The sequence below is a fragment of the Candidatus Polarisedimenticolia bacterium genome, from assembly GCA_035764505.1.
GTDB lineage: Bacteria > Acidobacteriota > Polarisedimenticolia > Gp22-AA2 > AA152 > AA152.
In genome coordinates this window covers 1-26,134 of the sequence record DASTZC010000005.1, presented here as the reverse complement: position 1 = coordinate 26,134, position 26,134 = coordinate 1, and the positions used below count along the sequence as shown (strand labels likewise).

The following is a 26,134-nucleotide window of genomic DNA, read 5'->3' as shown; positions in this document are numbered from 1 at the left end:
ATGATGCCGCCAAGCATAGCACGCCCCGACGAGGCTCCCTTCAATCCGCGCCGTGGTTCAATTCAGCTTCCCGGTGGGCCGCACCCGTCCATGACGCAGCCGGCCGAAGCGGGTGTGCTAGGATGGCGCCGCTTCACGGCCCACTCGGGACCTCGATGAACCTTCTCGAGACAGAGCCTTCCCCTCCATCCGTTCACGATCTGACGGAGCGCCTGCGCCGCCTGGAGAGCTTCGGCGGGCGCAACGCTTTCTTCTGGCGCGAAGGGGTGCGCTGGCGCCGGCGCAGCTATGCGGAGCTGCGCCGGAGGATCGAAACCTGCGCGGCCACGCTGGCGGCGGCGGGGGCTGGCGAAGGGACCCCCGTTCTGATCCAGGGTCCCGCGGGGCCGGACTGGATCGAAGCACTGCTCGCCATCTTTTTCCTCGGCGCCGTGGCGGTGCCGCTGGACGAAGTTTCCGGCGAAGGGTTCGTCGCCGAGGTCGCGGCGCGCTCCGGCGCCCGGATCGCGGTGACGCCGCGCCACCTTCCGTCTCTCGCCGGCTGCCGCAGGGTGGAATTGGGGGCCTGGGAGGATGGTGCCGCTCCCGCCCCGGTCTCCTGGGACGCCGCGCGCACCGCGGAGATCGTCTTCACCTCCGGGACGACGGGCGAGCCGAAAGGGGTCGTCCTCACGCACGGCAACCTGGCGGCCGACTTCTTCCCGATCGAGCGCGCCTTCCTGAAGCGCGAGAATCTGGTGCAGGCCTTCGGCGAGCTGCGCTTCCTCTCGACGCTGCCCCTGTCGCACATGTTCGGCCAGGCGATGAGCGCTTTCCTCCCGCTCTTCATGGGGCTGACGGTCGCCTTCGTCCCCCCCAGGCCGCGCGACGTGATGGAGGCCGCCCGCCGGCTGCGAGCCTGGGGGCTGTTCACCGTCCCCCGGCTGATGGATCTTCTGGGAGCCGAAGCCCGCCTCCTCCTGCGCGAGAGCGGCGGGCTCGAGGAATTCCAGCGACGACAGGAGCGCTTCGAGTCCTGGCCCTTCTATCTACAGCCCCTCTTCTTCGGCCCGGTGCGCCGCATGCTCGGGTGGCGGTTCAGACTGTTCGTGTCCGGCGGCGCGCCGCTGCCGCCGGAGGTGCAGCGCTTCTGGGAGCGCTCCGGATATCTGGTCGTGCAAGGCTACGGTCTCACCGAGACCGCCCCGATCGTGTCGATCTCGAATCCCTTCGATCGGCGCGCCGGCAGCGTGGGCCGGCCTTTAGGGATCCAGGAGGTGAAGCTCGGAGAAGGGGGCGAGATCCTGGTGCGCGGCCCCAACGTCACGCGCGGCTACTTCGGGACCGGCGGCGACGGGGGCGAGGGGTGGTTCCACACCGGCGATGTGGGTGAGATCGACGAGCGGGGCCGTCTCACGATCCGCGGCCGCGTGAAGGACGTCATCGTCACCGCCGAGGGAGAGAACGTCCATCCGGGAGACGTCGAGTCGGCGCTCGCGAAGGTGGAAGGGGTGCGCGAAGCCTCCGTGCTCGGATTACCGGGACCGGGCGGCGATCGCGTCCATGCCGTCTTGCTCCTGGAGGCGGTGACGCCCGGTCCCGAAGAGATCGTGCGCCGCGCCAACGCCGCTCTCGAGCCACGTCAGCGGATCAAGGATTACACCATCTGGACGGACGGCGACCTGCCGCGCACCGCCACCGGCAAGGTGAGGAAGATGCTCCTTCGTGAGAGGCTCCTCGCGGCCCGCGAATCCTCCCCTGATGCGGCCGCACCGCGACGGATGGAAGAGGCGGTGCGCCGGCTGGTGGCGCGGGTCGCGCGAATCGAGCCGGCCCGCGTGAGCAGCGCCTCGCGCCTGACCGAGGATCTCGGCTTTGCCAGCCTCGATCTGGTCGAGCTGGGGGTGGCCTTCGAGGAGGAGTACGGCGTCCCGCTTCCCGAGGAAAGCCTGGCGCGGGCGCGCGTAAGGGATCTGGAGCGCGTCGCGGCCGAGGCGCTCACGGGAGGCGTCCAGCGCCCCGCCTCCGGACCCCTTAGGGCGGCCGAAGCCGCGGTGGTCACCGGCCCGGAAGCTCCCAAGACCACCGCGGGTAGAAATCCGGCAGTCGATCTCCTGAGGGGAAGTGCCGGGACGGAAGCGGAAGAGCGTCTGGTCCCGGCCGCCATGCGCCGCGGCGAGCTTCCCCTGGGGCGCTGGGCGCGGCTGTCTCCGATTCGCTGGCTGCGGCGAGGAGTCGAGGAGTGCCTGATGCGTCCCTTCGTTCTCCTGTACACCCGCCCGACGATCGAAGGCCTCCACAACCTCGATGCGACTCCGGGTCCTTACCTGTTCGTCGCCGACCATCACAGCTTCATGGACACCGGGGTGTTGAAAGTCGCCCTCCCGCGCCCCCTGCGCGGGCGGATCGCTCCCGCCATGACCACCCGCTACCATCGGGTCCATTTCAGGGAAATGCCCGGCAGGGTGTCGGTTCGGATCAAGGAAGCCTTTCAGGTCGGGCTCGTGGAGTTCTTCTTCAACGCCTGGCCGCTGCCGGAAACCGTGCGCTTCCGCTCCAGCCTCTCTTATGCCGGAGAGCTGGCGGACGCCGGCTGGTCGCTGCTCATCTTTCCGGAAGGAAGGCACGTGCCGGAGGGGAGCGAGGCGAAGTTTCGTGGAGGCATCGGGATCTTCGCCCGCGAGCTCAGGATGCCGGTCGTTCCCGTCCACCTGGAAGGAACGTCCCACGTCCTTCCCGAGCGAGTTTACTGGCCGCGCTTCGGGAAGACCCGGATCGTGATCGGCCGCCCTGTCGTCATCGACGCTCGAGCCGATCCGGCCGAGACGACGCGGCGGCTGGAGACAGCGGTGAGGGAGCTGAAAAAACCGGCTACCTGAGGTGTTTCAGGAGCGTCTGGTAACGCGGGTCGCCCCGTATCGAGTCGAGATCGGAATCGTTCTCGATCCAGGCCTTGTGGGCGAAGCCGACTGCCACCGCCTTTTCGAGGCTCCCGATCGCCTCCTGCTTCTTCCCTGCCTTGCTGAAAACGCAGGCGGCGTTGTACAGCGTGGCCGGATCGCTCGGGTCGACCGCAATCGCCCGCCGGATCCATTCCAGCCCCTCATCGACCGCCCCGGTCTTTACCAGGACATTGGCGCCGAGGTACAGCGCCCGGGTGTCGTCGGGATCGGTCTCGAGGCGCGCGCGGATGATTTCGAGACCTTTCTTCTCCATCGCCGTGGCTTCTTCGCTGCGGCCCAGCTGCCGCAGGGCGTTCGACATCAGCGCCGGAGCCTGGTAGTCCTCCGGCCTCACCTCCATGGCCTTGCCGAAGAGGTGCGTCGCCTGGTCCCACTTCCCCCGGGCCCAGCAGTCGCGCGCGTAGAAGTAGTAGGCCTCGAACAGCCTTGGATCCAGCCGGATGGCGGTCTCGAACTCCCTGCCCGCCGCTTCGTGCTCCGTGCTCAGCGAGAGCGCCAGCCCGCGCGAGGCATGCGCCTCCGCGAGATCAGGCGCCAGCTCGAGCGCTTTCAGCGAAGCCTTCTTCGCCTCCTCGAGGTTGTTTCCGGTGGCTTCCGAGTAGAGGTAGAGCCACGACGAAGCGTCGGCGATTCCCGCATAGGCCAGCGCGAAGCCGGGATCGAGATCGATGGCCCGGGAGAAGGTCTCCCGCGCGTTTCCCAGATTTCTCCGGCCACTCAGGAAGAAGAGCCGGCGCCCCTTGAGGTAGAGATCGTAGGCCTCGGAGTCGCCGGTGGGAGCGCGCGCCAGCGCCTGTGCCTCGAGCGGCGAGAGCCGGACGCGCAGCGTCTCGACGATCTTCCGGGAGATCTCGTCCTGCACCGCGAAGACATCCTTCAGCTCGCGATCGTACTGCTCCGACCAGAGGGCGCTGCCGTCGGAGGTCCGTGCGAGCCGCACGTTGATGCGCAGCCGCGATGCCGATTTCCGGACGCTGCCTTCAAGAACCGAGTCGACCCCCAGGCGCTTGCCGATCTCCTGGACGTCCAGGTTCTTCGCCTTGAGCGCGAAGACGGTGGTGCGGGCGGGAACCTTGAGCCCTTCGACCTTGACCAGGGCATTGATCAGCTGCTCGGTCATGCCGTCGGAGAAATACTCGTTCTCCGGGTCGGCGCTGATGTTGACGAAGGGGAGGATCGCCAGAGAGGCGACCCCGGGAGTGACCGCAGCGGCAGAGCCGGCCGGCGGAGAAACTGCCGCGCGCCGCCGCGCGCGGTCGCGGTTGTTCATCCACAGCAATGCGAAGAGCAGCAGGACGATGAAGCCGGCGAAGACCAGATAGCCGACGGGAGCCGACTGTTTCTTCGACGCCGCGCCCGGAACGGGCCCAGATGCGGGAGACGCTGCGGGAGCGGGCGTCGGCGCCGAAGCCGCGGGGGCGCCGGAGACAGATGCCGAATCCCATGCGGATCGCGAGACCGGCGGCCGGGAAATCGGCACCTCGGAGACGATTCCCTTCTCGAGGTCTTCCATCTCGTTGCGGATGTCGAGGGCCGACTGGTAGCGGCGCCGCGGATCCTTTTCCAGGCAGCGCCGCAGGATCCAGGCGAAATGTCCGGGCAAATCCGGGCGCAGTCCGATGACCGGCTCGGGGGTGTCGCGCAGGATCGAGGAGGCCAGCTCGGCGGTGCTGGAGCCTGAGAAAGGTCGCGTGCCGGTCGCCATCTCGTACAGAACGATGCCGAAGGAGAAGATGTCGGAGCGGTGATCCAGCGCGCGCCCCATTACCTGCTCGGGCGACATGTAGGGAAAGGTCCCCAGGCGCCTTCCCTCTCCGGTCAGCAGGGATCGGGTGGGGAGGATGCTCTCATCGCCGGAGCTTTCCTCCGCGGTCGCCAGCTTCGCCAGCCCGAAATCGAGGACCTTGATCCTTCCCTCCTCGGTGACCAGGACATTGGACGGCTTCAGATCGCGATGGATCACGCCGCGCTCGTGGGCCGCGGAGAGCGCCTCGGCCAGGGGGATGGCGATTCCGAAGATCCGATCGGCCGGCAGACCGCCCGCCGGGATGCGCTCGTGCAGCGTCTTGCCGCGCACCAGCTCCATGGTCAAAAAGTGGATGCCTTCCGCTTCCTCCACCGAATGGATGGTCACGATCCCCGGGTGGTTGAGCGCCGCCACGACGCGGGCCTCGCGGCGGAAGCGCAGGAGCCGGTCGGGGTTGGCGGTGGCTTCCTCGGGAAGGACCTTCAGGGCGATGCGCCGATCCAGGGTGGTGTCCGCGGCTTCGTAGACCACCCCCATGCCTCCCCGGCCGATCTCGGAGAGGATGCGATAGTGGGCGAGCATTTTCCCCGGTTCCAGGGGCATCGGCGGCGTCTCCAAGGCTGCGCGGTGGACGGGACGGCAACGGATTGGTGGATCGGCGGGCCCACGCCGCGTCGGAGATCGAAGGATAACATGGGGTGGTACGCGCTCCGGGGCCGGCCGGCGGCACTTAGACGGTGGAGAGCCGGTCGAGCAGCGCCTTGAAGCGGCGCCGGCTCACTTCCAGGCGCGCGCCTCCTGTCAGGCGCAGCTCGCCTCCGCCTCCCGGCATCGGGAAGACCTCTCCCACGGCATTGAGGTTGACGATGGCGGAGCGCGAGACGCGGATGAAGTGGGCCGGATCGAGAGAATGCTCCAGATCCTGGAGGCTGGGCTGCATCCAGTAGTGCCGGTCGCGACCCTGCAGCTTCGTCAGGCCGCCTTCGGAGACGAAGCAGAGGACCTCGGCGCGCGGCACGACCTGGTAGCGCCCTCCGCTTTTCGCCAGGAAGCGCAGGGGAAAGGCCGCCGCCTTGCGGGCCGGTGTCGGGGAGGAGGGCGCGGCGCTCCGGCGCCCTTCCAGGACCCGCTGCAAGGCGCTTCCCAGCCGCGCCTGGCTGACCGGCTTGAGAAGGTAATCGGCCGCGTGCAGCTCGAAGGCGTCGACGGCGTACTGGTCGAAGGCGGTGCAGAAGACGACAGCCGGAGGAGGCGAAGGGAGCGAGGCCGCCACCTCCAATCCGCCGGCGCCGGGCATCTGCACGTCCAGGAAAACCAAATCCGGCGCCAGCTCCTGGAGCTTCTCCAGCGCCTGCTCGCCATCCTCCGCTTCCCCGACCACCTCGACGGCCGGAAACGTCCCGAGCATCCGTCGCAGGCGATCGCGCGCAGGCTCCTCGTCATCGACAATCAGGACCCGCAGCTTCGCCTCGCTCACCGCACCCTCGCCACCACCAGCGTCAGATCGTCTTCGCCTTTCCGGTCCGATCGGAAGCGCCGCTCCTCCTCCAGGATGCGCTCCCGAATCGCCGCGGCACCCGCTTCCTGCAGGCCTCTCACGCTATCCGCCAGCGCCGCGGGGCCGAACTCGGGGCCCTCTTCCCCGCCTGCTTCGACCAGCCCGTCGCTGAAGGCCAGCAGCAGATCTCCGGGACACAAATGTAAGCTGCGCGCTTCGTAGCGCGCCTCCGGGAGCAGGCCCACCACGGTGCCGGTGGGCGCCAGCGCCTCGGGCGGATCCCAGCCCGGAGCTCCGCCGGCGGCGCGCCGTAGCAGCAGCGGCGCCGGATGACCGGCATTCACGTAGGTCAGGCGTCGCGAAGGCTCCTCGTAGACTCCATAGAACAGGGTGGCGTAACGGTTCGCATCGGTGGAGGCATGCATCGCCCGGTTCAGCTCCGAGAACAGGGCGGGAAGGTCGTCCCCGTAGCGGACAGCCATCGTCTGCAGGCGTCCCTGCAGGCCAGCCATCAGGAGTCCCGCGAAGATCCCCTTGCCCGAGACGTCCCCGACGGCGATCCCGAGCCTTCCCCTTCCCAGCGGAAGGAAGTCGTAGTAATCGCCCCCCACCTCGCGCGAGGAGCGGCAAGAGCCGCTCACTTCCAGAGTCTCGAGGCGGACCAGGTCGGGATAGAGGCGCGCCTGCGCCTCCGAGGCGGAGGCCAGCTCGCGCGCCATGCGTCCCGTCGTCTCCAATGAGTCGCGCACGCGTCCCACCGCCGCCGCCAGGCGCTCCCGGTTCAGGGGCTTGAGAAGGTAGTCGACGGCATGGTGCTCGAAGGCCTGGATGGCGTACTGGTCGAAGGCGGTGCAGAAGATCACCCGCGGGCGCGGCGGCGGGAGGGCGGAAGCCACTTCCATGCCGCTGCGTCCCGGCATCTGGATGTCGAGGAAGACGAGATCGGGCCGGTGGCGCGGGATCTCCCGCAGCGCCTCCTCGCCGTCCGCCGCCTCGCCCACCACGCGGATCCCGTCCAGCTCCGACAATAGCCGGCGCAGGCGCTCGCGCGCGGGCTCCTCGTCGTCCACCAGGAAAGCGTCGATCATGGCGCCGGCTCCTTCACCAGCGCCGCGGCGTGCACCGGATCGGCCGGCGCGGTTGGCCCGCTCCCCCAAGGAAGGAGCAGCGATACGACCGTCAGGCCCCGCGCGGCGTCCCGGCCGATGTGCAGCGAGGCCTTCTCCCCGAAGTATCCCGTCAGCCGCTCGCGTACGTTGCGCAGTCCGAACCCGGAGGAGGAGCCTTTCGGCTCGCCGCCCGCGCCGGCGCTTTCCTCTGTAAAGCCTGGACCGTTGTCCAGAACGCGAATCTCGAGCGCGTCGGATTTCCGCAGCGCCTCGACCTCGATGATCCCGGCCCCCCGGATTGCCGCCACGCCGTGCTTGACGGCATTCTCCACCAGGGTCTGCACCACCAGGGTCGGGATGCGGGCGTCGCGCACCGCGGGATCGACCTGGATGCGGCACTGCAGCCGGGCCCCGAAGCGCGCCTGCTCCAGATCGAGATAGGCGCGCACCGCGTCGATCTCCTCCTCCAGACGGGACCAGTCGCTCTCCGAGCGCCGCAGGGTGTAGCGGAAAACTTCCGCCAGCTGCTCGACGGCGCGATCGGCGCGGCGCGGGTCCTTGGGGATGAGGCCCGCGATGGCGTTGAGCGCGTTGAAAAGGAAGTGCGGGTTGATCTGGGCACGCAGCGCCTTCAGCTCGGAGCGGCTGGCGTGCAGGGACAATGCCTGCTCGCGCTGCTCCTGCTCCAGGCGCCGGTGCTGCAGCCGCACGTTCTCCAGCATCGACACGAAGACCTCGGCGAGCGATTCGAGCAGCTCGACGTCCTGGCTGAAGAAAGGGATCTGCGTGGCGCGCCGGCCCAGCCGGATGACTCCCGCGCGGTCGGCGCCCCGCCCGATCGAGATCTCCAGATCCGCCTCCTTGGCGCAGGCTCCGGCTTCATCGGATCGCTGCGCCGTCGCATCACCCAGGAGCACGCGCGCCGGAGCGTGGAAGATCTCCTGCAGGCGGGACTCCGCTTCGCGAACCAGGCTCTCTTCCTCCGTGGCGCTCTGGATGCCGGCCAGGAAATGCTTGACAGCTTCCGCGCCCGAGAACTGCCGACCCAGCCAGACGTTGTCCAGCCAGCGGCTGATGCCGTGGTAGATCGCGGGCAGCGTCAGGACCACCGGCAGGAGCGTCAGCGCGTGGACCCAGGGAGAAGCCCACGCCAGCGACAGCCGCGCCAGGCGCGGCGGCACGACCGCGAAATAGGCGGTCAGGAAGACCAGGGTGACCAGGAAGGCCATGCCGCGCTTGACGAACAGGTCGAAGAACTCGAAGCGGTTATCGAAGTAGGTCCCGGCGAACAGGAACAGCAGCGGCGCCGACTGGATGACCAGGCGCAGCAGCACGGTCATCGGAATCCAGCCAGCATTGGTGAAGATGATGGGAAGCCCCATCAGGAAGAGCAGGGAGAAGAGCACCAGCCAGACGCGCCGGATGTTCCGCTCGGAGGAGCTGCGCGGCCGGGGCGAGTGGCGCGAGATGGCGGTGACACTGTACAGGCCGGCCAGGCTGAACAGAACTCCCAGCGCCACCCCCGAAGCCCACCCCAGCGTGTCGCGCGGCAGCTCGACCACCCCCCAGAATCCCAGCATCGACACGACGATGCACATCAGGCTGACGAAGTAGAAAACCCGAAGCAGGTGCCTCCAGGGCGGACCGACCCGCCCCGGAGCGTCGGCGCAAATCTCCACGAAGGTGGTGTGGGCGATGAGCGGCGGGAACAGGAAGGCCAGGGTCAGCAGGATACTGCGCAGCGGATAGAGCCTTATCCCGGGCTGCAGCTCGGCCAGGACCATCAGGAGATTGGTCACGAACCAGAGGAGGCTGACGAGGGTGATCGATCCCACGACGAGGCTGGAGCCGTCGCGCGGGGCCGCGGGGCGGGCCGCACGTCCCGCGTAGTTCACCTGCCCCATCTCCCGGCCCCAGAGGAGGAGGATGGCGCCGTAGCAGAAGGCGCCGTAGGTGTAGATCAGAAGCTCGGTGAGGCGGATGAGGTTCATTGGAAAGGAGAATAGGCGATCCCGGCCCGAGCCTCCAAGCGGGATCCATCCGGCGGCGCTCAAGGCGCCCCGAGCGGGCGGAAGAGCCGCGTCAGCGGCGGGTCGTGCCCCAGGAGGCGGCGCGCGCCAGCGGTGCAAGGACGGCATAGGCCATCGCCGCGAGCCCCGGCAGGTAGATCCACCAGAGAAAGGCGGTCGGCTTGAGCCGTCCCAGTTCTTCGGCGGTGGCGGGCAGCGCGCGCAGCGCATCGGCCATGAAGGCGACCAGAGCGGCCAAAGCACCGCCGCTGAACAAGGCCCAATCCACGAAGCGGGGGCGCATCACGGCGCCGCGATCGTCCAACATGACGGCCCAGGCGCCGCCCACGCAGGCGAGCAGCGCGATCAGGACGGGGGTCAGGACCGGCCCCCACCAGGGCAGCGGAATCAGGAACAGAATGTCAGGCTCGAGCAGCGAGGCCGGCCAGCCCAGCATCACCTTCAGCCAGAAGTAGTAGAAGATGTCCCATGCTCCAAAGGCGAAGGCGGCGAAGCCGAGGCGGGCCTGGGTGGAGCGCCCGACCGCCCAGCCCAGCGCCAGCAGCATGACCAGCGTCGCCAGCTCCCGTCCAAGCTCCACGGTTCCGATAAAAGAATCGAATGGCGCCATGTCGCGCAGGAGATCCTCCACGCCGAAGACCCGGCGGAGGTAGACCACCGCCGCCGCCTCAACATAAGCCATGGCCAGGGCGAACAGCACCACCCACTTCAGGCTCTTTCCCTGCATCCGAGGTCCCTCAACGGGGCGTCATTACGTCGCGCCCATTCCCCGCAGCCTCCCATTGTGCCATCATGCCGCCGCTTTTTTCGGCCAGGGAGTCTCATGAAGCGCTCTTCTCGCTCTACCCACCTGCGGCGGCCGACCCTGGCGTTTCCGACCGCGCGGGCCTCGCTGGCTGCCGCGCTTTTCGCTGCCCTTCCGCTGCTGGCCGGGTGCGCTGCGGAAGATTACCGGGTCGCCGCGGTCGAGAACCGCTGCTCGCTGCACCTGGACGGTCGCGACGATTTCGTGGATGTGGGGCGTATCGGAGAGAAACATCCTCTGCTTCTGGCCGGATCCCCCTTCACGGTCGCAGCCTGGTTCCGCCAGGAGCCGGGCGGCGAGCCCTACGAGAGGATTATCGACAAGAGCGACGATGTGCTGGGGCACAACGGCTGGGCCCTCGCCGCCGATCCGGGAGAGCGCCGCGTCCACTTCTACGTGCACGACGGACGGCGCGGCGGTGATTTCATCAGCCGGGCCGGAGCGTTCCGGCCGGGCGCCTGGCATTACGTGACGGCGGTGGCCCGGGCAACCAGGCTTGAGATCTACCTGGACGGAAAAAGGGATCGCTCCGCCAGCTACGAGGACGGCGGTTTTGCCCTTCCTTCACCTCGGCCCACCAGCGCCCGGATCGGGAACTGGAACCATCAATCGGGCCGGAGCTTTCGCGGATGGCTCGACGAGATCTCGGTTTGGAAGACCGACCTTCCGCCCGCCGCGATCGGCGTGCTGGCGGCCGCGCGCGGCAGGGCCGACCTGCGGCGGGACGGTTCGGCCTATCAGGCCTCCGGGGATCTGGTCGCCTGGTGGAGGATGGAAGCCGGACCGGATCCGGCCGGAGCCATTGAGATCACCGATCTGGTCTCGACAATTGGCGGCCGCCTCATGCCCGACGCGGCGTCGGGGAATGCGCCCCGGGTCGACTGCGAGACGATTCCCTGATTTCGCTTGCGGTCTGACTTCTCAGCCGCGAGCGAGCCGGATCAGTGCGGCGCGCAGGCGGGCGTGGGCGTCGAAGCGCCGGACGAAATCGCTTTCTCGCCGGCCCCCCTTTGCCCGGATCACCTCCACCAGCGCGCGCCGGTCGGCGGACCCCCAGCGTGCGACCTGCGGGAGCAGGCAAACGAGAGGAGCCCAGCGCGTCCAGGCCAGCCGCTCGCCCGCGGCCCACCCGCGCAGGTCGCTCAGTCCCGCGAGCCGCATCGCCTCCCTCGTGCAGATCGTCTCCGCCTCTTCGCGATCGGACCCGAAGCGCGCGGCCAGGTAGTCCGAGACCTTCAGCCCCAGGTTGGGAAGGAAATCGGCGCCGATCACCTCCCGCCGCGGCTCGCCCAGGAAGTAATAGAGGTTGTGCTCCGCCAGAGCGCGCAGCGTGGCGGGCGAGGAGCGATGGGCCGGACGGCGGCGCATGCGCGCCAGCTCCCGCCGCATGAGCCGCACCGCCTCCCCGCGGCGCGGCCGGAAGCCGATTTTCTGGTAGAACCACCAGGCCCCCGAGCGGATCGCTTCCTCGTTCTCGTGTCCCAGCTGGTACGGGAAGATGGTGAAGGCGTCGGAACCGAAGAGATGCCGGGCCGTGGCGAGCACCTTCCCGTAGATCGGTCCCGCTTCCATGCCGCGATAGGTCTCGAAGACGTTGTAGGCAATCTCCGACGATCCGAACAGGGCGCTCACCAGGACGTAGCCGACTGGGACGCCGTTCTTCAGCGTCAGGAAGGCGTAGACCGCTTCCAGCAGCAGGCGGCGCGAGGGCATCGCCCCGAGGCAGGCGAACCGCAGCCCCTCGTCCCACACCACCATCCGGACATCCCGCGGACTGGCGTAACAGAAAAGATCGAGGTCCCGCTGGCGCGCCACCATCGCCGCCCGCGCCAGCTCGATGATGCGATTGGCGCGCGCGGGCCCCACGCTGCGCACGGCGCGCGGTGCTGTGAGCAGGTCCTCGGGAAGCCTCGGACGGGCGCGCGGAATCTCCCGCCGCACGAAGACCACGGGGCTGCCCGGCAGATAAGCGTGCGAGCGCGACGGCGTGCCGGGCGATGCGGCGAGGCGCAGCGGCAGATCGATATCGTCGTAGACCTTCTCGCGCACGAAAGCATCGGCGCGCAGCGCGGCGAGGCGCCGGACGAGAAAGGCGGCGCGCGTAGGCGCTCTTCCCTTGAGGCGGCGCAGCCATTCCTCCAGTCCCAGGTCCCACTCATCCAGACCCGGCGTCTCGGCGAAGTGCACCAGCAGGGGCAGGAACGATTCGATCCGCTCCCGGTTCTTGAGACGGCCCCAGTCGAGGTGTAGCGCCTCCGGCCAGCGGCTCTCCAGCCACTCGGCGGTGGCGGCGAAGAAGCGAAATCGGGTGTCGGTCCCAGCAATGCCGCTGTCGGCAAGCTCGGCCCGGTGCCGGCGCAGATCTTTCCGGCGGGCGAAGCCGGCAAGCATGCGGACCACCTGCCTGAGGATCGCGGGATTGTCGGGATAGGCGCGCAGACGGCAGAGGATCTCGTGCAGCTTCGCCACCTCCGCAGGAGTGGCGAGCGCGGCCGCCGACAGCGATCCAAGAAGGTCGAGCTTGGCGGCGGAATCGGCGGGTGTGTAACGCGCCGCGACGCGCGAGAGGCGCCTGAGCTGGCTGGAGGCTCGACGGACCAAAGAGCTCCCCGCGCCGGGGGAAGGAAGGCGGCGCGCCGGGATGCTACTTGCGCCCCGCGGCCGAGTCAATGTCTGTGAAAGGCGGGTCTAGAAGGTGCGGGCGCGGCTCAGCCGGTGAATTTGTATCCCATCCGGTGGACCGTGATCAGGTACTTCGGCTCGCCACGCGGGTCCTCGATCTTCTTCCGGAGCTTCGCCACGTGCATGTCGACGGTGCGTGTCAGCGGCGCGGTGTCGTAGCCCCAGACGGCATCCAGCAGCGCATCGCGGTCGACCACCTCGCCCCGGTGCTGGATGAAATACTCCAGCAGCCGCAGCTCGCGCGGCGACAGGTCCAGGAGCTTTCCTTTCTTGCGCGCCTCCCCCTTCTTGAAGTCGACGTCGACGTCGCCGAAGCGATACGCCTCCAATCCGGTCCGCTGGCCCGGGCCGCGCCGCAGAATCGCCTCGACCCGGGCCATCAGCTCCAGAAAGCCGAAGGGTTTGGTGACATAGTCGTCCGCCCCGAGCTTGAGGCCCAGGACCTTGTCGATCTCCTGGCCGCGGGCGGTCAGCATCAGGATGGGGACCTGATTGCCTTCCTTGCGGATCTGCTTGCAGACGTCCAGTCCGCTCATTTTCGGCAGCATCACGTCCAGGATGATGACGTCGGGCGAAGCTTCCCCCGAGAGCTGCAGCCCGGCGGCGCCGTCGCGCGCCAGGACCACCTCGTACCCTTCGTAGGAAAAGCCGTCGCGCAAGGCCGTCGACATGGCCTCGTCGTCTTCGACGATCAGGACTTTCGGCATCATGCTTCCTCCACGCGGCTCACGCTTCCCGCTGCAGCCCCGGAATCGCCGCTCCCTCCGGGGCTCGCGCCGCCGCGCCGCCGCGCCCCGGCTGCGTCATCGGCAGGATGAGGGTGAAGCGGCTGCCGCGCCCCGGCTCGCTCTCCACGCAGACGTCGCCGCCGTGCGCCTGCACGATGTGATGCACGATCGACAGTCCCAGGCCGCTCCCTTTTACGTCGTGCACCAGCCCGGTGCTCACCCGGTGGAAGCGCTCGAAGATCTTCTTCTGCTCCTCGCGCGCGATACCGATCCCATGATCCTGGACCGAGATGAGGAGCCATTCCCCGTCCTGGTCGAGCCGGACCGCAATTTCCTTCGCGTCGCCCGAGTATTTCACCGCGTTGTCCAGGAGGTTGTGCACCGCCTGGCTGATGGCGTCGGGATCCAGGTCGACCGGCGTGATGGGCTTCTCGGGCCCCTCGAAGCGGATCCGGTATCCCTCGGGGGCGAGGCGGATCTCGAAGCTGCGCAGCACCGAAGCCACTACCTCGCCGACGTCGACCCGACAGAAGCTATAGGTCTTGCGTCCCGATTCGATGCGGGCGAAATCGAGGATGTTGTTGATCAGCCCCGTCAGCCGGCGGCTCTCCGCCTCGATGTACTCGCCGTAGACCTGCACCTTCTCGGGACTCTTGACCCGGCCCAGGCGCAGCAGCTCGGCGAACACCCGGATCGAGGCCAGCGGCGTGCGCAGCTCGTGCGACACATTCGATACGAAATCGGATTTCATCTCCGACAGCTTCATCGCCTTGCCGGCGGAGCGGAAGGCGAACGCCAGGGCGCCCAGCAACGTCAGGGCCAGGAGGATTGACAACGAAAGATTGAAGGCGAAGCTGGCGCTGGCCAGCTCCTCCGGCATGTTGCGCGCCGAGGTGAAGTCCATGGTCCAATCGGCGAAGACGAAGGGGAAGCGCGCGGTGACTGTCTCTCCCTTACCGTCCCCCGCGCCGTAGGCGACCACGATTTGACCACCGCGATCGCGCACCAGGATCGTCTTGTCGTCCGCTCCCGAGGTCGGGAAGAAGGTCGTCATCGTCTTGCGGATGATGGGGGTCAACAATTCTTTGCGGAAGTATTTCTCGTCCAGCACCATCCCGGCGACCCCCACGATGCCGCGATGCTCATCCACAATCGGGTTCAGGATGATGCGGTAATCGGGGCTGCGCTCGTCGACGATGAGCGAGAATCCCTTGCCCACCGAGCCCAGCCGCACCATCTGCCACGGGCTGGCCGCCATGACGATCGCCATCGACTCGTCGGAGGCGAGAGGCCGCTTGAGGGAATGGTCGTCCGGATCGTAGAACAGGAAGTTGCCGAACTCGGAGCGGGTGAAATCGGCCAGGAAGAGGCGGCGCGCCGCCGGCACCGGCTTCTTCTTCCAGTACCAGGCCGCCTCTTCCAATCGCTGCCCGGTCGAGTCGAAGATGGATGGCGACAGGTTCAGCGCCCGCTCGGCGGCGGCACGGTAGAAGTATTGGACTTCCGTTCCCACTGTCTCCAGGAGGGTGTGCAAGGCGGCCTTGTGCGCCAGGGCGGAAGCCTCCTTGAGGTGCCCCAGCCAGACGAACTGCATCCCCAGCATGAACAGCAGCGGGACGAGCACCGCGGCGAAGCAGATCCAGAGGGTGTGTCGCCGGAAATACTCTCGGAGCATGGTCCGTTCCTTTCTGGAGAGCGGCTTCGAGTATACGGCGTTTCCCCCGTCCCGAATCGCGAGCCCGTGCTGCTTTTACAGTTTGTTGACAACTGACACATGTTTTTACTTCGCCGGGTGCGACATTTACAGGCCGCGGCGCTACACTGCCCGGCGTCGACTCGAAACCGGATGTCCCCCGCTGCCACAGGCCCAAGGTCGCCCGGGGGCTCCCCCCAAACCGGAGGAAGCGGTCCCATGAAGAACGTCAACCGGATCGGAATCGCGGCGCTGGCGCTTGCCCTGGCGCTGCCGGCGTGGGCCGGCCACAACGGCGAGAAATGCAATTATCCGACGCAGGAATGCCTCGACCACATGGCCGAGAAGCTGAAGAGCTCGGGCTGGGTGGGTGTCGAGCTCGACTACAACGAGGCGACCGGTATCCCCACCGTGACCAAAGTGGTGCCGGGGAGCCCGGCGGAGGCGGCCGGAATCCAGCCCGGCGACGTCTTCGTGGCGCTGAACGGCGTCAAGATGATCAAGGACAACGAAGAAGCCCTGAACGCCGCCAAGAAGGAATGGAAGCCGGGCCAGTCGGTCACCTACACGATCAGCCACAACGGCTACGACAAGAAGGTCGATCTGACCCTGGCGCCGATGCCAGCCGACGTCATGGCGGTTTGGATCGGCAAGCACATGCTCATGCACGCGAACACCCAGGTGGCCGACAAGAAGTAGTCGAACCCCTTTCACCGCCGGCGGGCATCCAACAAGGAACCCCTCCTTACCCCCCCACGATGCCCCGGATGCCCGCCGGCGTTCCTTTCCCAGCCCCCCTCTGATTCCCGCCGGTCGCCGATGTCCTCGAACTGGTCATTCCACCCCGGCCGCATGTCAGGCTCGCTGACAGGTTCGTTTCCGGTCCTGCTGGAACCGACCGGCCCGGGATCAGGCAATCGGCCCGCTTGCCGTCCGACCCGCTTCCCATGAGTACGACAGGCCGATCAGGGCGTCTGTTGCCCGCGGAAGGACCAAACCTATATTTACCCCGTTATGGCGAAGATTGGACGCTATGTGATCGAGGCCGAGATCGGCCGGGGAGCGATGGGCATCGTCTACCTGGCCGGCGATCCCAGGCTGCAGCGCCAGGTCGCCGTGAAGACCTATTCTCTTCCCGAAGGTCTCGACCGCGAGCGGCTGAAGGAGTTCCAGACGCGCTTCCTGCGCGAGGCGCAGGCGGCGGCGTCGCTGTCCCACCCCGGCATCGTCGTCGTGTACGACGCCGACGAGGACAAGCGCCTGGGGCTGCCTTTCATCGCCATGGAATATGTCCCGGGCCGCTCCCTCCGGCAGCTCCTGGAGAAGGGAGGGCGCATCGCCCCCCGCTGGGCCTTCCGCATGGGCGTGGTCCTGTCGGACGCTCTGCGGCTGGCGCACCAGGCGGGAATCATCCACCGCGACATCAAGCCCGCCAACATCCTCCTGAAGGCCCCCGACGGGGCTCCCAAGATCGCCGATTTCGGAGTGGCCCGGCTGTCGACTTCGGACCTGACGCGATCCAGCACGGCGCTGGGCTCGCCCGCCTACATGTCCCCGGAGCAGATCCGCGGCGTCGAGCTGGACGGCCGCAGCGATCTTTTCTCTCTCGCCGTGGTGCTCTACGAGGCGTTTTGCGGGCGGCGCCCTTTCGCCGGGGAGGATCTGGCGGCGCTCGCCTATGCCATCGCCCATGACGAGCCGGTGCCGATCAGCCAGCGCGTCAACGATCTCCCACCGGCGCTGGACGAGTTCTTCCGCCACGCCCTGGCCAAGGACCCGTCCCGTCGCTTCGCGGACGGCGGAGCCTTCCGGGAGGCGCTGATCGAAGTGGCGCGCAGCACGCCTCCAGCCTCCGAGCCCGTCCGGGCCGTCGTACCGGTCGCGCCCGATCCTCCGGCGGAGCGGGCTGCGCTCCAGATCCCGGCACGTCGCCGCGGACGCAAGAAGGGCGGGCGGTCGCCGAAAAGGCTGCTCGGGCTCAGGGTGGCCGCCGCGGCGCTGCTCGCGGTGAGCCTGGCCGGCGGGGCGATCTTCTGGTTCCTCAGGCCGGCGCACTTGAAGCTGGAGGCGAAGAGCACGGTGCAGGCAGGGCGCATGAGCCTGACGCTGGACGGCGAGGAGGTCTATTCGCGCCAGCTGTCGGCGCCGCGCAGCGGCAATGCCGTGGTCGGCAAGCTGCTGGGGCGCAACCAGGAATCGTTCGAGGACTGGATCCGGATTCCGCCCGGCAAGCACGAGGTGGCGGCGCGCGTCTTCTCGGAGGATGCCGGCCCCGATTTCCGCGATTCGATCGTGGTGGACCTGAAGGCGGGAGAAGTCCGCACCCTGCGGATGGTCGCGGGGCGTTCGTTCGGATCGCCCGTTTCATTGAAGCTGGATTGAAGCCCGGCAGCCGTCCATCCGCCGGGAAACAGGAGGACTCATGAAGGAGAAGAAAGATCACGCGGAAACCACGCAGTTCGACCCGGGGATGGGACGCCGCCGGCTGAAGGAAGGCCTTGTCTCTCCCGACACCGGAATCTTCCTGCGCGTCGAGAGTGGTCCGGGAGCGGGACGGAGCTGGACCTTTTCTCCGGGAGGCGTCTACCTGATCGGACGGGAAGGGGCCGACGTGGCGCTGGAGGACGAGAAGGTCTCCCGCAAGCACGCCGAGCTGGGACTGTACGGCCCCGGCGCCTTCGTCCTGCGCGATCTGGCCAGCACCAACGGCACCCGCCTGAACGGCAAGCGGATCTCCGACAAGGTGAAGCTCAACCATTGGGACGAGATTCGCGTGGGCGACACGGTGCTGCGCTTCTCGGTGGTGGAAAAGTCGGTGCGGGTTGCTTCCTAGCTGAATAGAAGTCACCGCAGCGGACTGCACGGGGATACATCGCAAAGGAATACCAGGCGTTCAGGGTTCACGCAATTTGGGTACGCGACACTAGGCGGTCCGGCGCAGCGCCAGGATCGTGGCGTCGTCCTGCGGCCGGCCTCCCTGGAACGCCCGGACCCGGGTGGCCAGGGCGGCGCAGAAATCGGCCAGGCCGAGCGCGCCATGGGACGCGAGAGCGCCGGCGAGGTGCGGGCCGCCGAAGAAATCGCCTTGCGGGTTGCGGGCTTCGGTGATGCCGTCGGTCAGAAGCACGAGACGATCGCCGATTTCCAGCCGGCACTCACGGGTCGCGTACTCGCGCTCCTCCAGGATGCCGAGAATCGGACCGGTCACCTCCCCCATCGTCGCAACCTTCCCATCCGGACTCAGCCGGTACGGCACCGGATGCCCCGCGTTCGCATAGGACAGCTTCCCGCTCGACACCTCGTACCAGCCCAGGTAGAGCGTCACGAACATCGAGCCGAGCCGCGCGCCGCAAAGGATGCGGTTGGCTCGCGCCAGCGTCTCTCCCGGAGAGTGGGTCGAAGGAGCAAGGAAGCGGATGACCGATCGGGTGACACCCCGGAGGACCGCCGCGGGAACGCCCTTGCCCGAGACATCGGCCAGGACCAGGGCCAGCGTGGTATCGGAGAGGAAGAAGAAATCACCGTAATCACCCGAGGCGAGCCTCTCCGTCAGGTCCAGGGCGTGCAGCTCCATGCCGGGACGGCTGGGGAAGGCAGGAAACGGATCGCGAATCGGGGAATCGGGCCGAGGAAGCCGGCCGCCGGGGACGCGCGCCGCCCGCTCGGTGCGGGCCAGACGCTGCAACGCTTCCAGATCGGTCCAGAGGTTGGAAGCCATGCGATCTCTCCAGGATCGCCGGCAGTCTAGGCCGCCCGGATGTAAATTTCGACGACGCTTCCGTAAAAAGTTGTCACCGGCCGCCGGGGGTGGACGTCAGGGGGAATCCCGCCTGCTTCCAGGCGCGCATGCCGCCCGTCACATTGAAGACCTTGCGGAAGCCGGCGCGCAGGAGAACGCTGGAGGCGGTGCTGGAGCGCATCCCGGTCGCGCAGATCACCGCCACGGGCTCGTCCGGCGACCATCCCAGCTCCGCGAGGCGCGCGGGAAGCTGCCTGTAGCTCATCAGGCTCGCCTCCTCGAGATGGCCCTCGCGCCATTCCGAAGGCTCCCGGACATCGAGGACCCCTATCCCTTCGGATTTCCTTCTCTCCCACAGCTCCTCCACGCTCAGCTGCGGGAGGGTCGATACCGCCAAGCCTCCTGCCCGCCAGTCGTGCATCGTCACGAAGCCCGACACGCGGCCATCCAGTCCGACAAACGCCAGCTTGAAGGCCGCTTCCTGCGCGGCCCTCTCATCCTCCGCAACCAGGAAGATCTCCCCTTCCGGCGGGAGCATCCATCCGGCCCGCTGCTCGAACTCGGAGCTCGAAGCGGGGACATGCAGGGCCTCCGGCAGATGTGACGCTCCGAAATCCGCCGGAGCGCGGATGTCCAGCGCCACGGCGCCTCGATCGAGCGCTGCGCCGGCGGCGCGAGCATCCAGCGGGACGGGCCGCGGCGCCTGCATTGTCAGGGGCTTCGCCCCCTGGTTGATGGCAACGATGTTGAGCATGTTTGCCGGGCGCGCCGGCTGATCGGCGAGCATGTGGGCCGTGAACGATTCGAGATCCCGGCACTGAAGCGAGGGATTGCTCAGCTTCTCGTAGCCGACGGTGGTGGCAAACTTGCCACTGGTGGCCCGCCCTCAGGTGGAACCGGCCAGATGGCCCGGATAGACCTCGACGAAATCGGGAAGGGCGAGCAGCTTCGGAAGGGCTTCCCGGAACAGGATCGCCGCTCCCTCACGGCCGTCCTGCGCCAGATCGGGACGCGCGAGATCCCCCACCATCAGGAAGTCGGCGGTGAGCAGGCACCAGGGATGAGGACCTCGGTCGAGATCGCGCAGCAGGAGATTGATCTGCTCGGGGCGGTGCCCGGGCATGGAAATCACCTCGGCCTCGACTTCTCCGAAGCGGATCTTCTGGCCGGGATCCAGCCAATCGGCGGGATAGGAAACCCGCGCGGCGCGCGGCAGCAGGAGCGAGGCGCCGGTGGATTCCGCCAGACGCCTTGCTCCCGAGACATGGTCGGCATGGCTGTGGGAATCCACGACTCGCGTAATCCGGGAGGATTTGCGCGCCGCGGCTTCAAGATAGGGAGAGACATCCCACAGGGGATCGAAGACCAGGCACTCTCCCGTGCGCGTGGACCCCACCAGGTAAGCGGCGCACCCCGTCGCCTCGCGGACCACCTGCTGGAACCACATGCAGTAAAGCCTCCGGGATTCCGCCCGCCCGTCACATCGGGGTGATGGTGAATTTCCCGAAGGAGAAGCCCACGTTGACTCCGCGGCCTGTTCCCTTCAGAGCCAGGGAGACTTCGCCCTTGGTCATCGCCTGTGCATTGGCGGATTTTCCCGCCCCCGCGCCGGCCTCGGACTGGGCGTAGGAGCCGTACAGCTCCTGGATGTTCTTGGCCCCGCTGAAGTGGCCGGTGCCGTTGAGCACTTCCGACTTTCCGAAGGTGATGCCGCCTCCCTTCGATTTGACCGCGACCTTGGCGGTCGCGCCATTGTCGCACTTGATGGTCCCCTCGCCCTTGGAAGTGGCATAGAAAGCCGACCACCCGGAAAGATTGAATTCCATGTCGCATTCGATCAGTCCTGTCTCCGACTTCGCCGACGCCGGCTTCGCCTCGTCACCTTTTTTGGCGTCGTCCGATTCAGCGAGGGCAGGAAACGCGACGAGCGACAGGATCAGGACTGCGGATCCGAAAAGCTTTCTGCGTAACATGAAATGCCTCCGTGAGCGCGCTATTTTCTCCAGCGCGGGCGCCTGCATCGAGACTGCCGGAGTATAGCATCGGCGCCGGTTGCACCGGCAAAGGGGGCGGCGTAGAGTCGGCCCGGCCGGAGGGAGCGATGCAGCGGAGGCTTATCTTTACCGTCGCGTGGATCGGGATGTGCCTCCTGCCCGTCACGCAGGCCCAGGAGAAAGAGGAGCCCGAGGAGCGCGTGGAGCTGCCCGGATTGGCCTGGCTCGCCGATCTGGCCGGATCGTGCTGGACGGGCAGCACCCGAGAAGGGAAAGTGAAGGACACGCAATGCTACGGCACGCAGTATGGAAGATTCCTTCGGGGGACGATCCAGCTCGGCAATCCGGACGATGACCCGGGAAGATCTCCGTATGAAGGCGATTCGGTCTGGGCCTGGGACCCGAAGAAAAAGAAGATCTCGTTCTATTACTGGTCGAGCGCCGGAACCTTCGGCGTCTCCGACGGACTGGTGGATGGAGAGATGATCCGCTTCCCGGATCCTCCCAGGCTCGACGCCAGGCAGCCTCCGACGCGATCCACCTGGATCCGGCTGGACGGGAACTCGTACAAGGTGATCCGCGAGAAGAAGATCAAGGGAGCGTGGAAGGAGACCGACTCGGTCGTCTACACGCGCGTCATTCCCTGAACCGCCCGGCCGCGAAGCTCGCCGGCGGCCCGCGGCGGCACACCCCGGCGGCCCCATGAACCGGCGCGACGCCCCCTTCCTGCAGGAAACCTTTCGCCGCATCATCCGCCATCGCTGGTGGATCCTCTCCCTCTACGCGCTTCTCTTCCCCGTTGCCGTCGTGCTGGCGATGCGGGTTCCCACCGACAATTCGATCGATCGCCTGATCGTCCGGGACGATCCCGACTATCTCGCCCAGGAAGCCTTTCGCAAGCTCTTCCCGGAAGGCGAGCATGTCGTGCTGCTGGCCGAGGCGGCCGATCCTTTCGCCCCGGGGGTGGTCCAAAAGGTGGAGGAGATTGAAGCGCGCCTTGCAGGGCTGCCGGGGGTCCGCACCTTCTCGGCGCCTGCCCTGTTCCGCCGCGCCGACGCAGTGGCCGGCGCGCGTCAGGATTTCCGGCGCTTCGCGACCGGCACCGAGCTGCTGCGCAAGCAGGGACTCGTGGGCGACGATTTCCTGGGGATCGCGGTCGAGATCGGGGGCGGCAGCGCCGGCGAAAGGAGCAAGAACCTGGCCGCCATCGACCGGGCCCTGGCGCCGATCGAGTCGGCGCCGGCCCCGCTGCGCGCCTTGCGGAAGATCGGCGGCCCTTACGTGGATGCCTACCTGGAAGCGGAGACCCGCAGCTCCTCGACGCGCTACTTTCCTTTGTTCGGCTTGTTCATCGTCGGCATCAATCTGGCGCTGTACCGCTCCGTGCGGACCCTGGCGGCCTTCCTGATCACGCTCGCCGCCAGCGTTGCTTTTACGATGGCCTTCGCACGTCTGGCGGGATATGCCTCGACCATCGTCTCGTCCCTCGTCCCCTTGACGGTCCTGATCACCTGCACCGCGGCCCTCGTCTACATCCAGTCCCGCTATGCGGAGAACCCCGAGGGAAACGATCCGGAGACTCACCAGATTTTCACGCTGGCCAACAAGTTCCTGGCCACCAGCGCTTCGATCTTCGCCGCCGCGATCGGCTTCGCGGCACTCGCCGTCTCGAAGATCCGGCCCATCCGGGAAATGGGGCTGTGGGTTGCTGCGGGGCTTCTCCTGACCTGGGTTGCCGTCTTCACTCTCTTCCCCGCCCTGCAACGCATCCTCCGGACCCCGATCCTCCCCCGCCGGACCGCGGCGGGCAAGCTGCTCCTGCGTCTCCTCGAAGCTCTGCCGCGCTTCTCGTACCGCTGGCGCTGGGCGCTCCTGGCCGGCTCGCTGATCCTGATGGGGGCCGGCGCCGTGGCGCTCACCGGCGCGGGCCGCACCATCGCCCCGATGCGCCTGCAGACCGACGCCCTCGATTACATCGACCCCGATTTGCCGCTCAGCCGGGACACGCGCCGGTTCGAGAAGGCGATCGGCGGACTGTCGGTGGTGCAGATCTGGGTCTCCTCCCCGGCCGGCCGGATCCTGGATGCCGGCGTGCTGCGCGGTCTCGAGGAGCTCTCGGTGAAGCTGGAGTCCGATGCACGGATCGGATCGGTGACCGGACCCACGACGATGCTGCGCTGGATGCGCTATCTCGCCGGAGGGGCGGATCGGCTGGACGGAGATGACGCAGCGTGGGAAGGGCATGCGGCGACGATGGAGGGGCTGATGCTGCAGGAGCCGGAGCTGCGCTCCTTCGTCGACGTGGCGGGCCTGTCGGATGCGCGCCTGACGCTGATCTACCGGGCGGAGGAGTTCCAGGGCGTCGAGCCGCTCAAGCGCCTCGTCCGGACGATGTGGGACTCCGTCGCGGCCACGGACCCGGCGCTGTCCGGCTGCCGGATGCGGCTGGTGGGAGAAGGGATGCTGCAGGCGAAGATCGCGCAGCACATGGTCCCCACCCTGACGGAGAGCTTCTTCCTGACCGCGGTCATCATCTTCCTGGCCTTCTTGCTGGTCTTCCGCAGCGGCGCCGCGCGGATCATGGCGATGATCCCGTCGCTGTTCGCCATCCTGGTGATGTTCCTGGTGATGCGGCTGACCGGGATCCCGCTGAACGTCGCCACCATCCTGATCGCCTCCACGGTGCTGGGGGCCTCGGAGAACGACCAGATCCACTTCTTCTATCACTTCCAGGAGAGGCGCAGCTCGGGGACCACCGAGCAGGCGCTGGCGCATGCGCTGCGCATCGCCGGCCGGGCGATCGTCTTCGCGACCTTCATCAACGCCGGAGGCTTCCTGGCGCTGGCGCTGTCGCGGCTGCCGCCGATGCGCCAGTTCGGGATCGTCACTTCCAGCGCCTTCGTCCTGTCGATGCTGGCCAGCTTTACCGCGCTGCCGGCGGCTTTGTGGATCTTTTCGCGCGAGTCGCCGGCGGGGAAGGCGGGACGCTAGCCGGAAACGGCTCAGCGCGGGTCCTCGTACCAGTAGGTGCGGATGAGCCGCTGCAATGAGGCGCGGTCGAACAGCCCGCCCCAGGCAAAGCGCAGCATCCCGGAGAAATAGTGCCAGTCTCCGTGGCGATCGAACTTGCGGGCCGAGGCGATCGCCTTCACTCCCTGCAGGCGCTCGAAGCGCTGCCCACGCCGGCGGCCGAAGCGCTTGAGCTTCAGCAGGAAATCGACGTCCTCGGCGTAGAGCCGGCTCTCGTCGTAGCCCCCCAGCTCGATGAAATCGTCGCGGCGGCAGAAGACGACCCCTCCGTCGACGCCGAGAATCCGGACCAGCGGGACGAGCGCGACATAAGTGAGCGCGATTCCCGTGGACCAGCGCTCCATCGTCATCCCCGTCGCGCCGCCCACCACCTTCTCTCCCTCCAGTGCCGCCTCGATGGCGTTGAAGGTGTCGGGATGGACCATGGTGTCGGCGTCGACGAAAGCGAGAATCTCACCCTTCGAGGCGCGCGCGCCGCCGTTGCGGGCGGCGGCGATGACGCGCTTGGAGACCGGCACCACCCGGCATCCGCGCGTCTGCGACACTTCGGCGGTGCCGTCGGTCGATTCGTTGTCGGCGACCACCACCTCGACCGCCCCCGCGCCCCGACGGTAGCGGGCGCGCGCCGCAGCAATGCCGGCGAGCAGGCGAGGCAGGTACTTCTCTTCGTTGTGGGCGGGGATGACGACGGAGAGGCGGGGCTCGGGAGCCTGGAACGCGGGCGGGCCGGGAATCGTCACCGGCCCGCCGTTGCCGTTTTCCATCAATGCCGCCGCTTCAGGGCTGCCCGGCCTTGCCCGCGGCCGGAATCGGCCCCTTGGCGTTCCAGGCAATCGTGAAGCCGTTCTTGTGGTCCTGGGTGAACTTCGTCTCGCCGTCGAAGTGGTGCTTGGAGTAGGCAAGGACGAACCCTTCGTTCGAGTTGGAGAACCAGTACTGCAGGTTCTTGATCACTACCGGCTGGCCCTTGTTGGGACGCAGCGTCGAATCCTTGTCCAAGGTGATCTCGGCCAGGCCGCTGGCCATCTTGGCGTGCGACATCTTGGGAGTGTCTTCCCAGCTGATCGAGTCGTCCCGGGTGCTGAACTTCTTCCAGGTCACGTTGAAGACGATGCCGAACACCTTCTGGATCGCTTCCTTCTGGGCGGGAGACGACTTGGAATCGAAGGTCATGACCGCCCAGTTGGTGGGCATTCCGGGTCCGGGGTTGGTGTGCCACTCGCCTCCCAGATCTCCGGTCACCCAGACAATCTGGTCGGAGATATCCGTCGCGCCGTAGTGGCTCCCCTTGCGGAACTTGTAGACGTTGTTGAACTGGCACATGTGCTCGTCGGCGGAGGGGCCGAAGTAGCAGGTGCAGAACAGCGGGCAGGAGCAGCCCTCGATGGTGTCCGCGGTCACGTCGTAGGTGTTGCTTGGAGCGGGCGGCACGGCCAAGGCGACCGCGGCGGCGGCGATCAGGATCAGGAGCGCGAGAATCGGCTTCCTCATTTTTCCTCCAAGACGCTCGGTTCCATGGGGTGGCGGGGATGAGATCAGACCGAAAGAGAGCCTAAACGCGCGGGATTTTAGCGGTTTAGGGCGGAAGTCGTCAAGATTCCCTGGCTTCCCTGCAGAACCGGGGGACAAGCAGAACGCATCCTTGACCAATCATGGACGTGGGAGTAAGTTCTCCTCAGCTCCCATCTCCTTGGGTATATTTCTTGTGAAGTCATCCGGCCGTCGCCGACTCCTTGCTGTCATCGCAGCGCTTCTCAGCGTCGGCGGATTCCATTTCTCGTCACCTCTCCACGCCCGCGACTTGACGCTGCAGGATCGCCTGCGCGCGCAGGAGGCGATCGAGCGCGTGTATTACGCGCATCAGATCGGGGCGACGCGCTCCTTCGAGGAGGCGGTCCCCCAATTGGTCCTCGAGAAAAAGGTCCGCACCTATCTCCAGCAGGGCGCCGCGCTCGAGGAGATCTGGAAGACACCGGTCACCAGCGAGATGCTGCGCGCCGAGACGGATCGGATGATTCACCAGAGCCGCATGCCGGATCGCCTGCGAGAGCTGTTCGCCGCCCTGGACAACGACCCGTTCCTGATCGAAGAGTGCCTCGCCCGCCCCGCCCTCGTGCAGAGACTGGTGAGCAACTTC

At 67.3% G+C, this 26,134-nt stretch carries 22 protein-coding genes; 8 read left to right on the top strand and 14 right to left on the bottom strand.

Annotated elements, in window-relative coordinates:
- Positions 1 to 155 precede the first annotated feature (155 nt).
- Entirely contained in the window at positions 156 to 2,858 is a 2,703-nt protein-coding gene (locus tag VFW45_00270) for an AMP-binding protein (protein HEU5179197.1), read from the top strand.
- On the opposite strand, the gene VFW45_00265 is transcribed toward VFW45_00270, so the two are convergent.
- The 5 genes from VFW45_00265 to VFW45_00245 all read right to left on the bottom strand — a co-directional run bounded on the left by VFW45_00265 (position 2,851) and on the right by VFW45_00245 (position 10,053).
- Complete coding sequence (locus VFW45_00265) at positions 2,851 to 5,292, bottom strand: protein kinase (GenBank protein HEU5179196.1); 2,442 nt, start codon at positions 5,290 to 5,292, stop codon at positions 2,851 to 2,853. The genes VFW45_00270 and VFW45_00265 overlap by 8 nt on opposite strands.
- Positions 5,293 to 5,419: 127 nt before the next feature.
- The gene (locus VFW45_00260) at positions 5,420 to 6,166 is read right to left on the bottom strand and encodes a LytTR family DNA-binding domain-containing protein (GenBank protein HEU5179195.1); all 747 of its coding nucleotides are present in this window, start codon (positions 6,164 to 6,166) and stop codon (positions 5,420 to 5,422) included.
- On the bottom strand, positions 6,163 to 7,275 hold the full coding sequence (locus tag VFW45_00255; GenBank protein HEU5179194.1) for a SpoIIE family protein phosphatase: 1,113 nt from the start codon (positions 7,273 to 7,275) through the stop codon (positions 6,163 to 6,165). The genes VFW45_00260 and VFW45_00255 overlap by 4 nt, the downstream gene beginning before the upstream one ends.
- Positions 7,272 to 9,287 carry a histidine kinase gene (locus VFW45_00250; protein HEU5179193.1) on the bottom strand — a complete coding sequence of 672 codons (2,016 nt, stop codon included), beginning with the start codon at positions 9,285 to 9,287 and terminating at the stop codon, positions 7,272 to 7,274. Before VFW45_00250 ends, VFW45_00255 begins: the two co-directional genes overlap by 4 nt.
- 91 nt (positions 9,288 to 9,378) lie before the next feature.
- On the bottom strand, positions 9,379 to 10,053 hold the full coding sequence (locus VFW45_00245; GenBank protein HEU5179192.1) for a hypothetical protein: 675 nt from the start codon (positions 10,051 to 10,053) through the stop codon (positions 9,379 to 9,381).
- 96 nt (positions 10,054 to 10,149) lie between these two features.
- Between VFW45_00245 and VFW45_00240 the strand changes: the two genes are divergently transcribed.
- Positions 10,150 to 11,031, top strand: a complete 882-nt coding sequence (locus VFW45_00240; protein HEU5179191.1) for a LamG domain-containing protein — start codon at positions 10,150 to 10,152, stop codon at positions 11,029 to 11,031.
- Between the two features lie 21 nt (positions 11,032 to 11,052).
- On the opposite strand, the gene VFW45_00235 is transcribed toward VFW45_00240, so the two are convergent.
- The 3 genes from VFW45_00235 to VFW45_00225 form a co-directional block, all read right to left on the bottom strand.
- Complete coding sequence (locus tag VFW45_00235; protein ID HEU5179190.1) at positions 11,053 to 12,732, bottom strand: hypothetical protein; 1,680 nt, start codon at positions 12,730 to 12,732, stop codon at positions 11,053 to 11,055.
- A 107-nt stretch (positions 12,733 to 12,839) separates the two neighbouring features.
- Positions 12,840 to 13,523: a response regulator transcription factor gene (locus VFW45_00230; GenBank protein ID HEU5179189.1), complete on the bottom strand. Its 684-nt coding sequence runs from the start codon at positions 13,521 to 13,523 to the stop codon at positions 12,840 to 12,842.
- 16 nt (positions 13,524 to 13,539) lie between these two features.
- Positions 13,540 to 15,216 carry a HAMP domain-containing sensor histidine kinase gene (locus tag VFW45_00225; protein HEU5179188.1) on the bottom strand — a complete coding sequence of 559 codons (1,677 nt, stop codon included), beginning with the start codon at positions 15,214 to 15,216 and terminating at the stop codon, positions 13,540 to 13,542.
- A gap of 237 nt (positions 15,217 to 15,453) precedes the next feature.
- Here VFW45_00225 and VFW45_00220 point away from each other — a divergent pair, with 237 nt between their 5' ends.
- From VFW45_00220 to VFW45_00210, 3 genes are all read left to right on the top strand, one after another.
- On the top strand, positions 15,454 to 15,933 hold the full coding sequence (locus VFW45_00220) for a PDZ domain-containing protein (GenBank protein ID HEU5179187.1): 480 nt from the start codon (positions 15,454 to 15,456) through the stop codon (positions 15,931 to 15,933).
- Between the two features lie 336 nt (positions 15,934 to 16,269).
- Positions 16,270 to 17,616 (top strand): serine/threonine-protein kinase, encoded by a 1,347-nt coding sequence (locus tag VFW45_00215; protein HEU5179186.1) that lies wholly within the window; start codon positions 16,270 to 16,272, stop codon positions 17,614 to 17,616.
- A gap of 40 nt (positions 17,617 to 17,656) precedes the next feature.
- On the top strand, positions 17,657 to 18,067 hold the full coding sequence (locus VFW45_00210) for an FHA domain-containing protein (GenBank protein ID HEU5179185.1): 411 nt from the start codon (positions 17,657 to 17,659) through the stop codon (positions 18,065 to 18,067).
- Between the two features lie 90 nt (positions 18,068 to 18,157).
- Here the strand turns inward: VFW45_00210 and VFW45_00205 are convergent, their stop codons facing one another.
- From VFW45_00205 to VFW45_00190, 4 genes are all read right to left on the bottom strand, one after another.
- Entirely contained in the window at positions 18,158 to 18,952 is a 795-nt protein-coding gene (locus VFW45_00205) for a PP2C family protein-serine/threonine phosphatase (GenBank protein ID HEU5179184.1), read from the bottom strand.
- Between the two features lie 73 nt (positions 18,953 to 19,025).
- A complete protein-coding gene (locus VFW45_00200) occupies positions 19,026 to 19,727 on the bottom strand; it encodes a rhodanese-like domain-containing protein (GenBank protein ID HEU5179183.1) in 702 nt (233 codons plus the stop codon).
- 132 nt (positions 19,728 to 19,859) lie between these two features.
- Positions 19,860 to 20,420: an MBL fold metallo-hydrolase gene (locus tag VFW45_00195; protein ID HEU5179182.1), complete on the bottom strand. Its 561-nt coding sequence runs from the start codon at positions 20,418 to 20,420 to the stop codon at positions 19,860 to 19,862.
- 31 nt (positions 20,421 to 20,451) lie between these two features.
- Positions 20,452 to 20,946: a hypothetical protein gene (locus VFW45_00190; protein ID HEU5179181.1), complete on the bottom strand. Its 495-nt coding sequence runs from the start codon at positions 20,944 to 20,946 to the stop codon at positions 20,452 to 20,454.
- Positions 20,947 to 21,074: 128 nt separating this feature from the next.
- On the opposite strand from VFW45_00190, the gene VFW45_00185 reads away from it, so the two are divergent.
- Positions 21,075 to 21,614 carry a hypothetical protein gene (locus VFW45_00185; protein ID HEU5179180.1) on the top strand — a complete coding sequence of 180 codons (540 nt, stop codon included), beginning with the start codon at positions 21,075 to 21,077 and terminating at the stop codon, positions 21,612 to 21,614.
- 55 nt (positions 21,615 to 21,669) lie between these two features.
- Positions 21,670 to 23,958 carry an MMPL family transporter gene (locus VFW45_00180; protein HEU5179179.1) on the top strand — a complete coding sequence of 763 codons (2,289 nt, stop codon included), beginning with the start codon at positions 21,670 to 21,672 and terminating at the stop codon, positions 23,956 to 23,958.
- Positions 23,959 to 23,969: 11 nt separating this feature from the next.
- Here the strand turns inward: VFW45_00180 and VFW45_00175 are convergent, their stop codons facing one another.
- Positions 23,970 to 24,761 (bottom strand): glycosyltransferase, encoded by a 792-nt coding sequence (locus VFW45_00175; protein HEU5179178.1) that lies wholly within the window; start codon positions 24,759 to 24,761, stop codon positions 23,970 to 23,972.
- 13 nt (positions 24,762 to 24,774) lie between these two features.
- The gene (locus VFW45_00170; GenBank protein HEU5179177.1) at positions 24,775 to 25,488 is read right to left on the bottom strand and encodes a DUF1326 domain-containing protein; all 714 of its coding nucleotides are present in this window, start codon (positions 25,486 to 25,488) and stop codon (positions 24,775 to 24,777) included.
- Between the two features lie 310 nt (positions 25,489 to 25,798).
- On the opposite strand from VFW45_00170, the gene VFW45_00165 reads away from it, so the two are divergent.
- Positions 25,799 to 26,134 (top strand): hypothetical protein (locus tag VFW45_00165; GenBank protein HEU5179176.1); only part of this gene is annotated, 336 nt, incomplete at its 3' end.

Excerpts from the sequence above, each read along its gene's own strand:
- VFW45_00225 (HEU5179188.1), bottom strand. The coding sequence starts at position 15,216 with ATGCTCCGAGAGTATTTCCGGCGACACACCCTCTGGATCTGCTTCGCC.
- VFW45_00195 (HEU5179182.1), bottom strand. The coding sequence starts at position 20,420 with ATGTGGTTCCAGCAGGTGGTCCGCGAGGCGACGGGGTGCGCCGCTTAC.
- VFW45_00210 (HEU5179185.1), top strand. The coding sequence starts at position 17,657 with ATGAAGGAGAAGAAAGATCACGCGGAAACCACGCAGTTCGACCCGGGG.
- VFW45_00175 (HEU5179178.1), bottom strand. The coding sequence starts at position 24,761 with ATGGAAAACGGCAACGGCGGGCCGGTGACGATTCCCGGCCCGCCCGCG.
- VFW45_00265 (HEU5179196.1), bottom strand. The coding sequence starts at position 5,292 with ATGCCCCTGGAACCGGGGAAAATGCTCGCCCACTATCGCATCCTCTCC.
- VFW45_00190 (HEU5179181.1), bottom strand. The coding sequence starts at position 20,946 with ATGTTACGCAGAAAGCTTTTCGGATCCGCAGTCCTGATCCTGTCGCTC.
- VFW45_00185 (HEU5179180.1), top strand. The coding sequence starts at position 21,075 with ATGCAGCGGAGGCTTATCTTTACCGTCGCGTGGATCGGGATGTGCCTC.
- VFW45_00255 (HEU5179194.1), bottom strand. The coding sequence starts at position 7,275 with ATGATCGACGCTTTCCTGGTGGACGACGAGGAGCCCGCGCGCGAGCGC.
- VFW45_00245 (HEU5179192.1), bottom strand. The coding sequence starts at position 10,053 with ATGCAGGGAAAGAGCCTGAAGTGGGTGGTGCTGTTCGCCCTGGCCATG.
- VFW45_00205 (HEU5179184.1), bottom strand. The coding sequence starts at position 18,952 with ATGGCTTCCAACCTCTGGACCGATCTGGAAGCGTTGCAGCGTCTGGCC.
- VFW45_00180 (HEU5179179.1), top strand. The coding sequence starts at position 21,670 with ATGAACCGGCGCGACGCCCCCTTCCTGCAGGAAACCTTTCGCCGCATC.
- VFW45_00170 (HEU5179177.1), bottom strand. The coding sequence starts at position 25,488 with ATGAGGAAGCCGATTCTCGCGCTCCTGATCCTGATCGCCGCCGCCGCG.
- VFW45_00200 (HEU5179183.1), bottom strand. The coding sequence starts at position 19,727 with ATGCTCAACATCGTTGCCATCAACCAGGGGGCGAAGCCCCTGACAATG.
- VFW45_00230 (HEU5179189.1), bottom strand. The coding sequence starts at position 13,523 with ATGATGCCGAAAGTCCTGATCGTCGAAGACGACGAGGCCATGTCGACG.
- VFW45_00220 (HEU5179187.1), top strand. The coding sequence starts at position 15,454 with ATGAAGAACGTCAACCGGATCGGAATCGCGGCGCTGGCGCTTGCCCTG.
- VFW45_00240 (HEU5179191.1), top strand. The coding sequence starts at position 10,150 with ATGAAGCGCTCTTCTCGCTCTACCCACCTGCGGCGGCCGACCCTGGCG.
- VFW45_00250 (HEU5179193.1), bottom strand. The coding sequence starts at position 9,287 with ATGAACCTCATCCGCCTCACCGAGCTTCTGATCTACACCTACGGCGCC.
- VFW45_00270 (HEU5179197.1), top strand. The coding sequence starts at position 156 with ATGAACCTTCTCGAGACAGAGCCTTCCCCTCCATCCGTTCACGATCTG.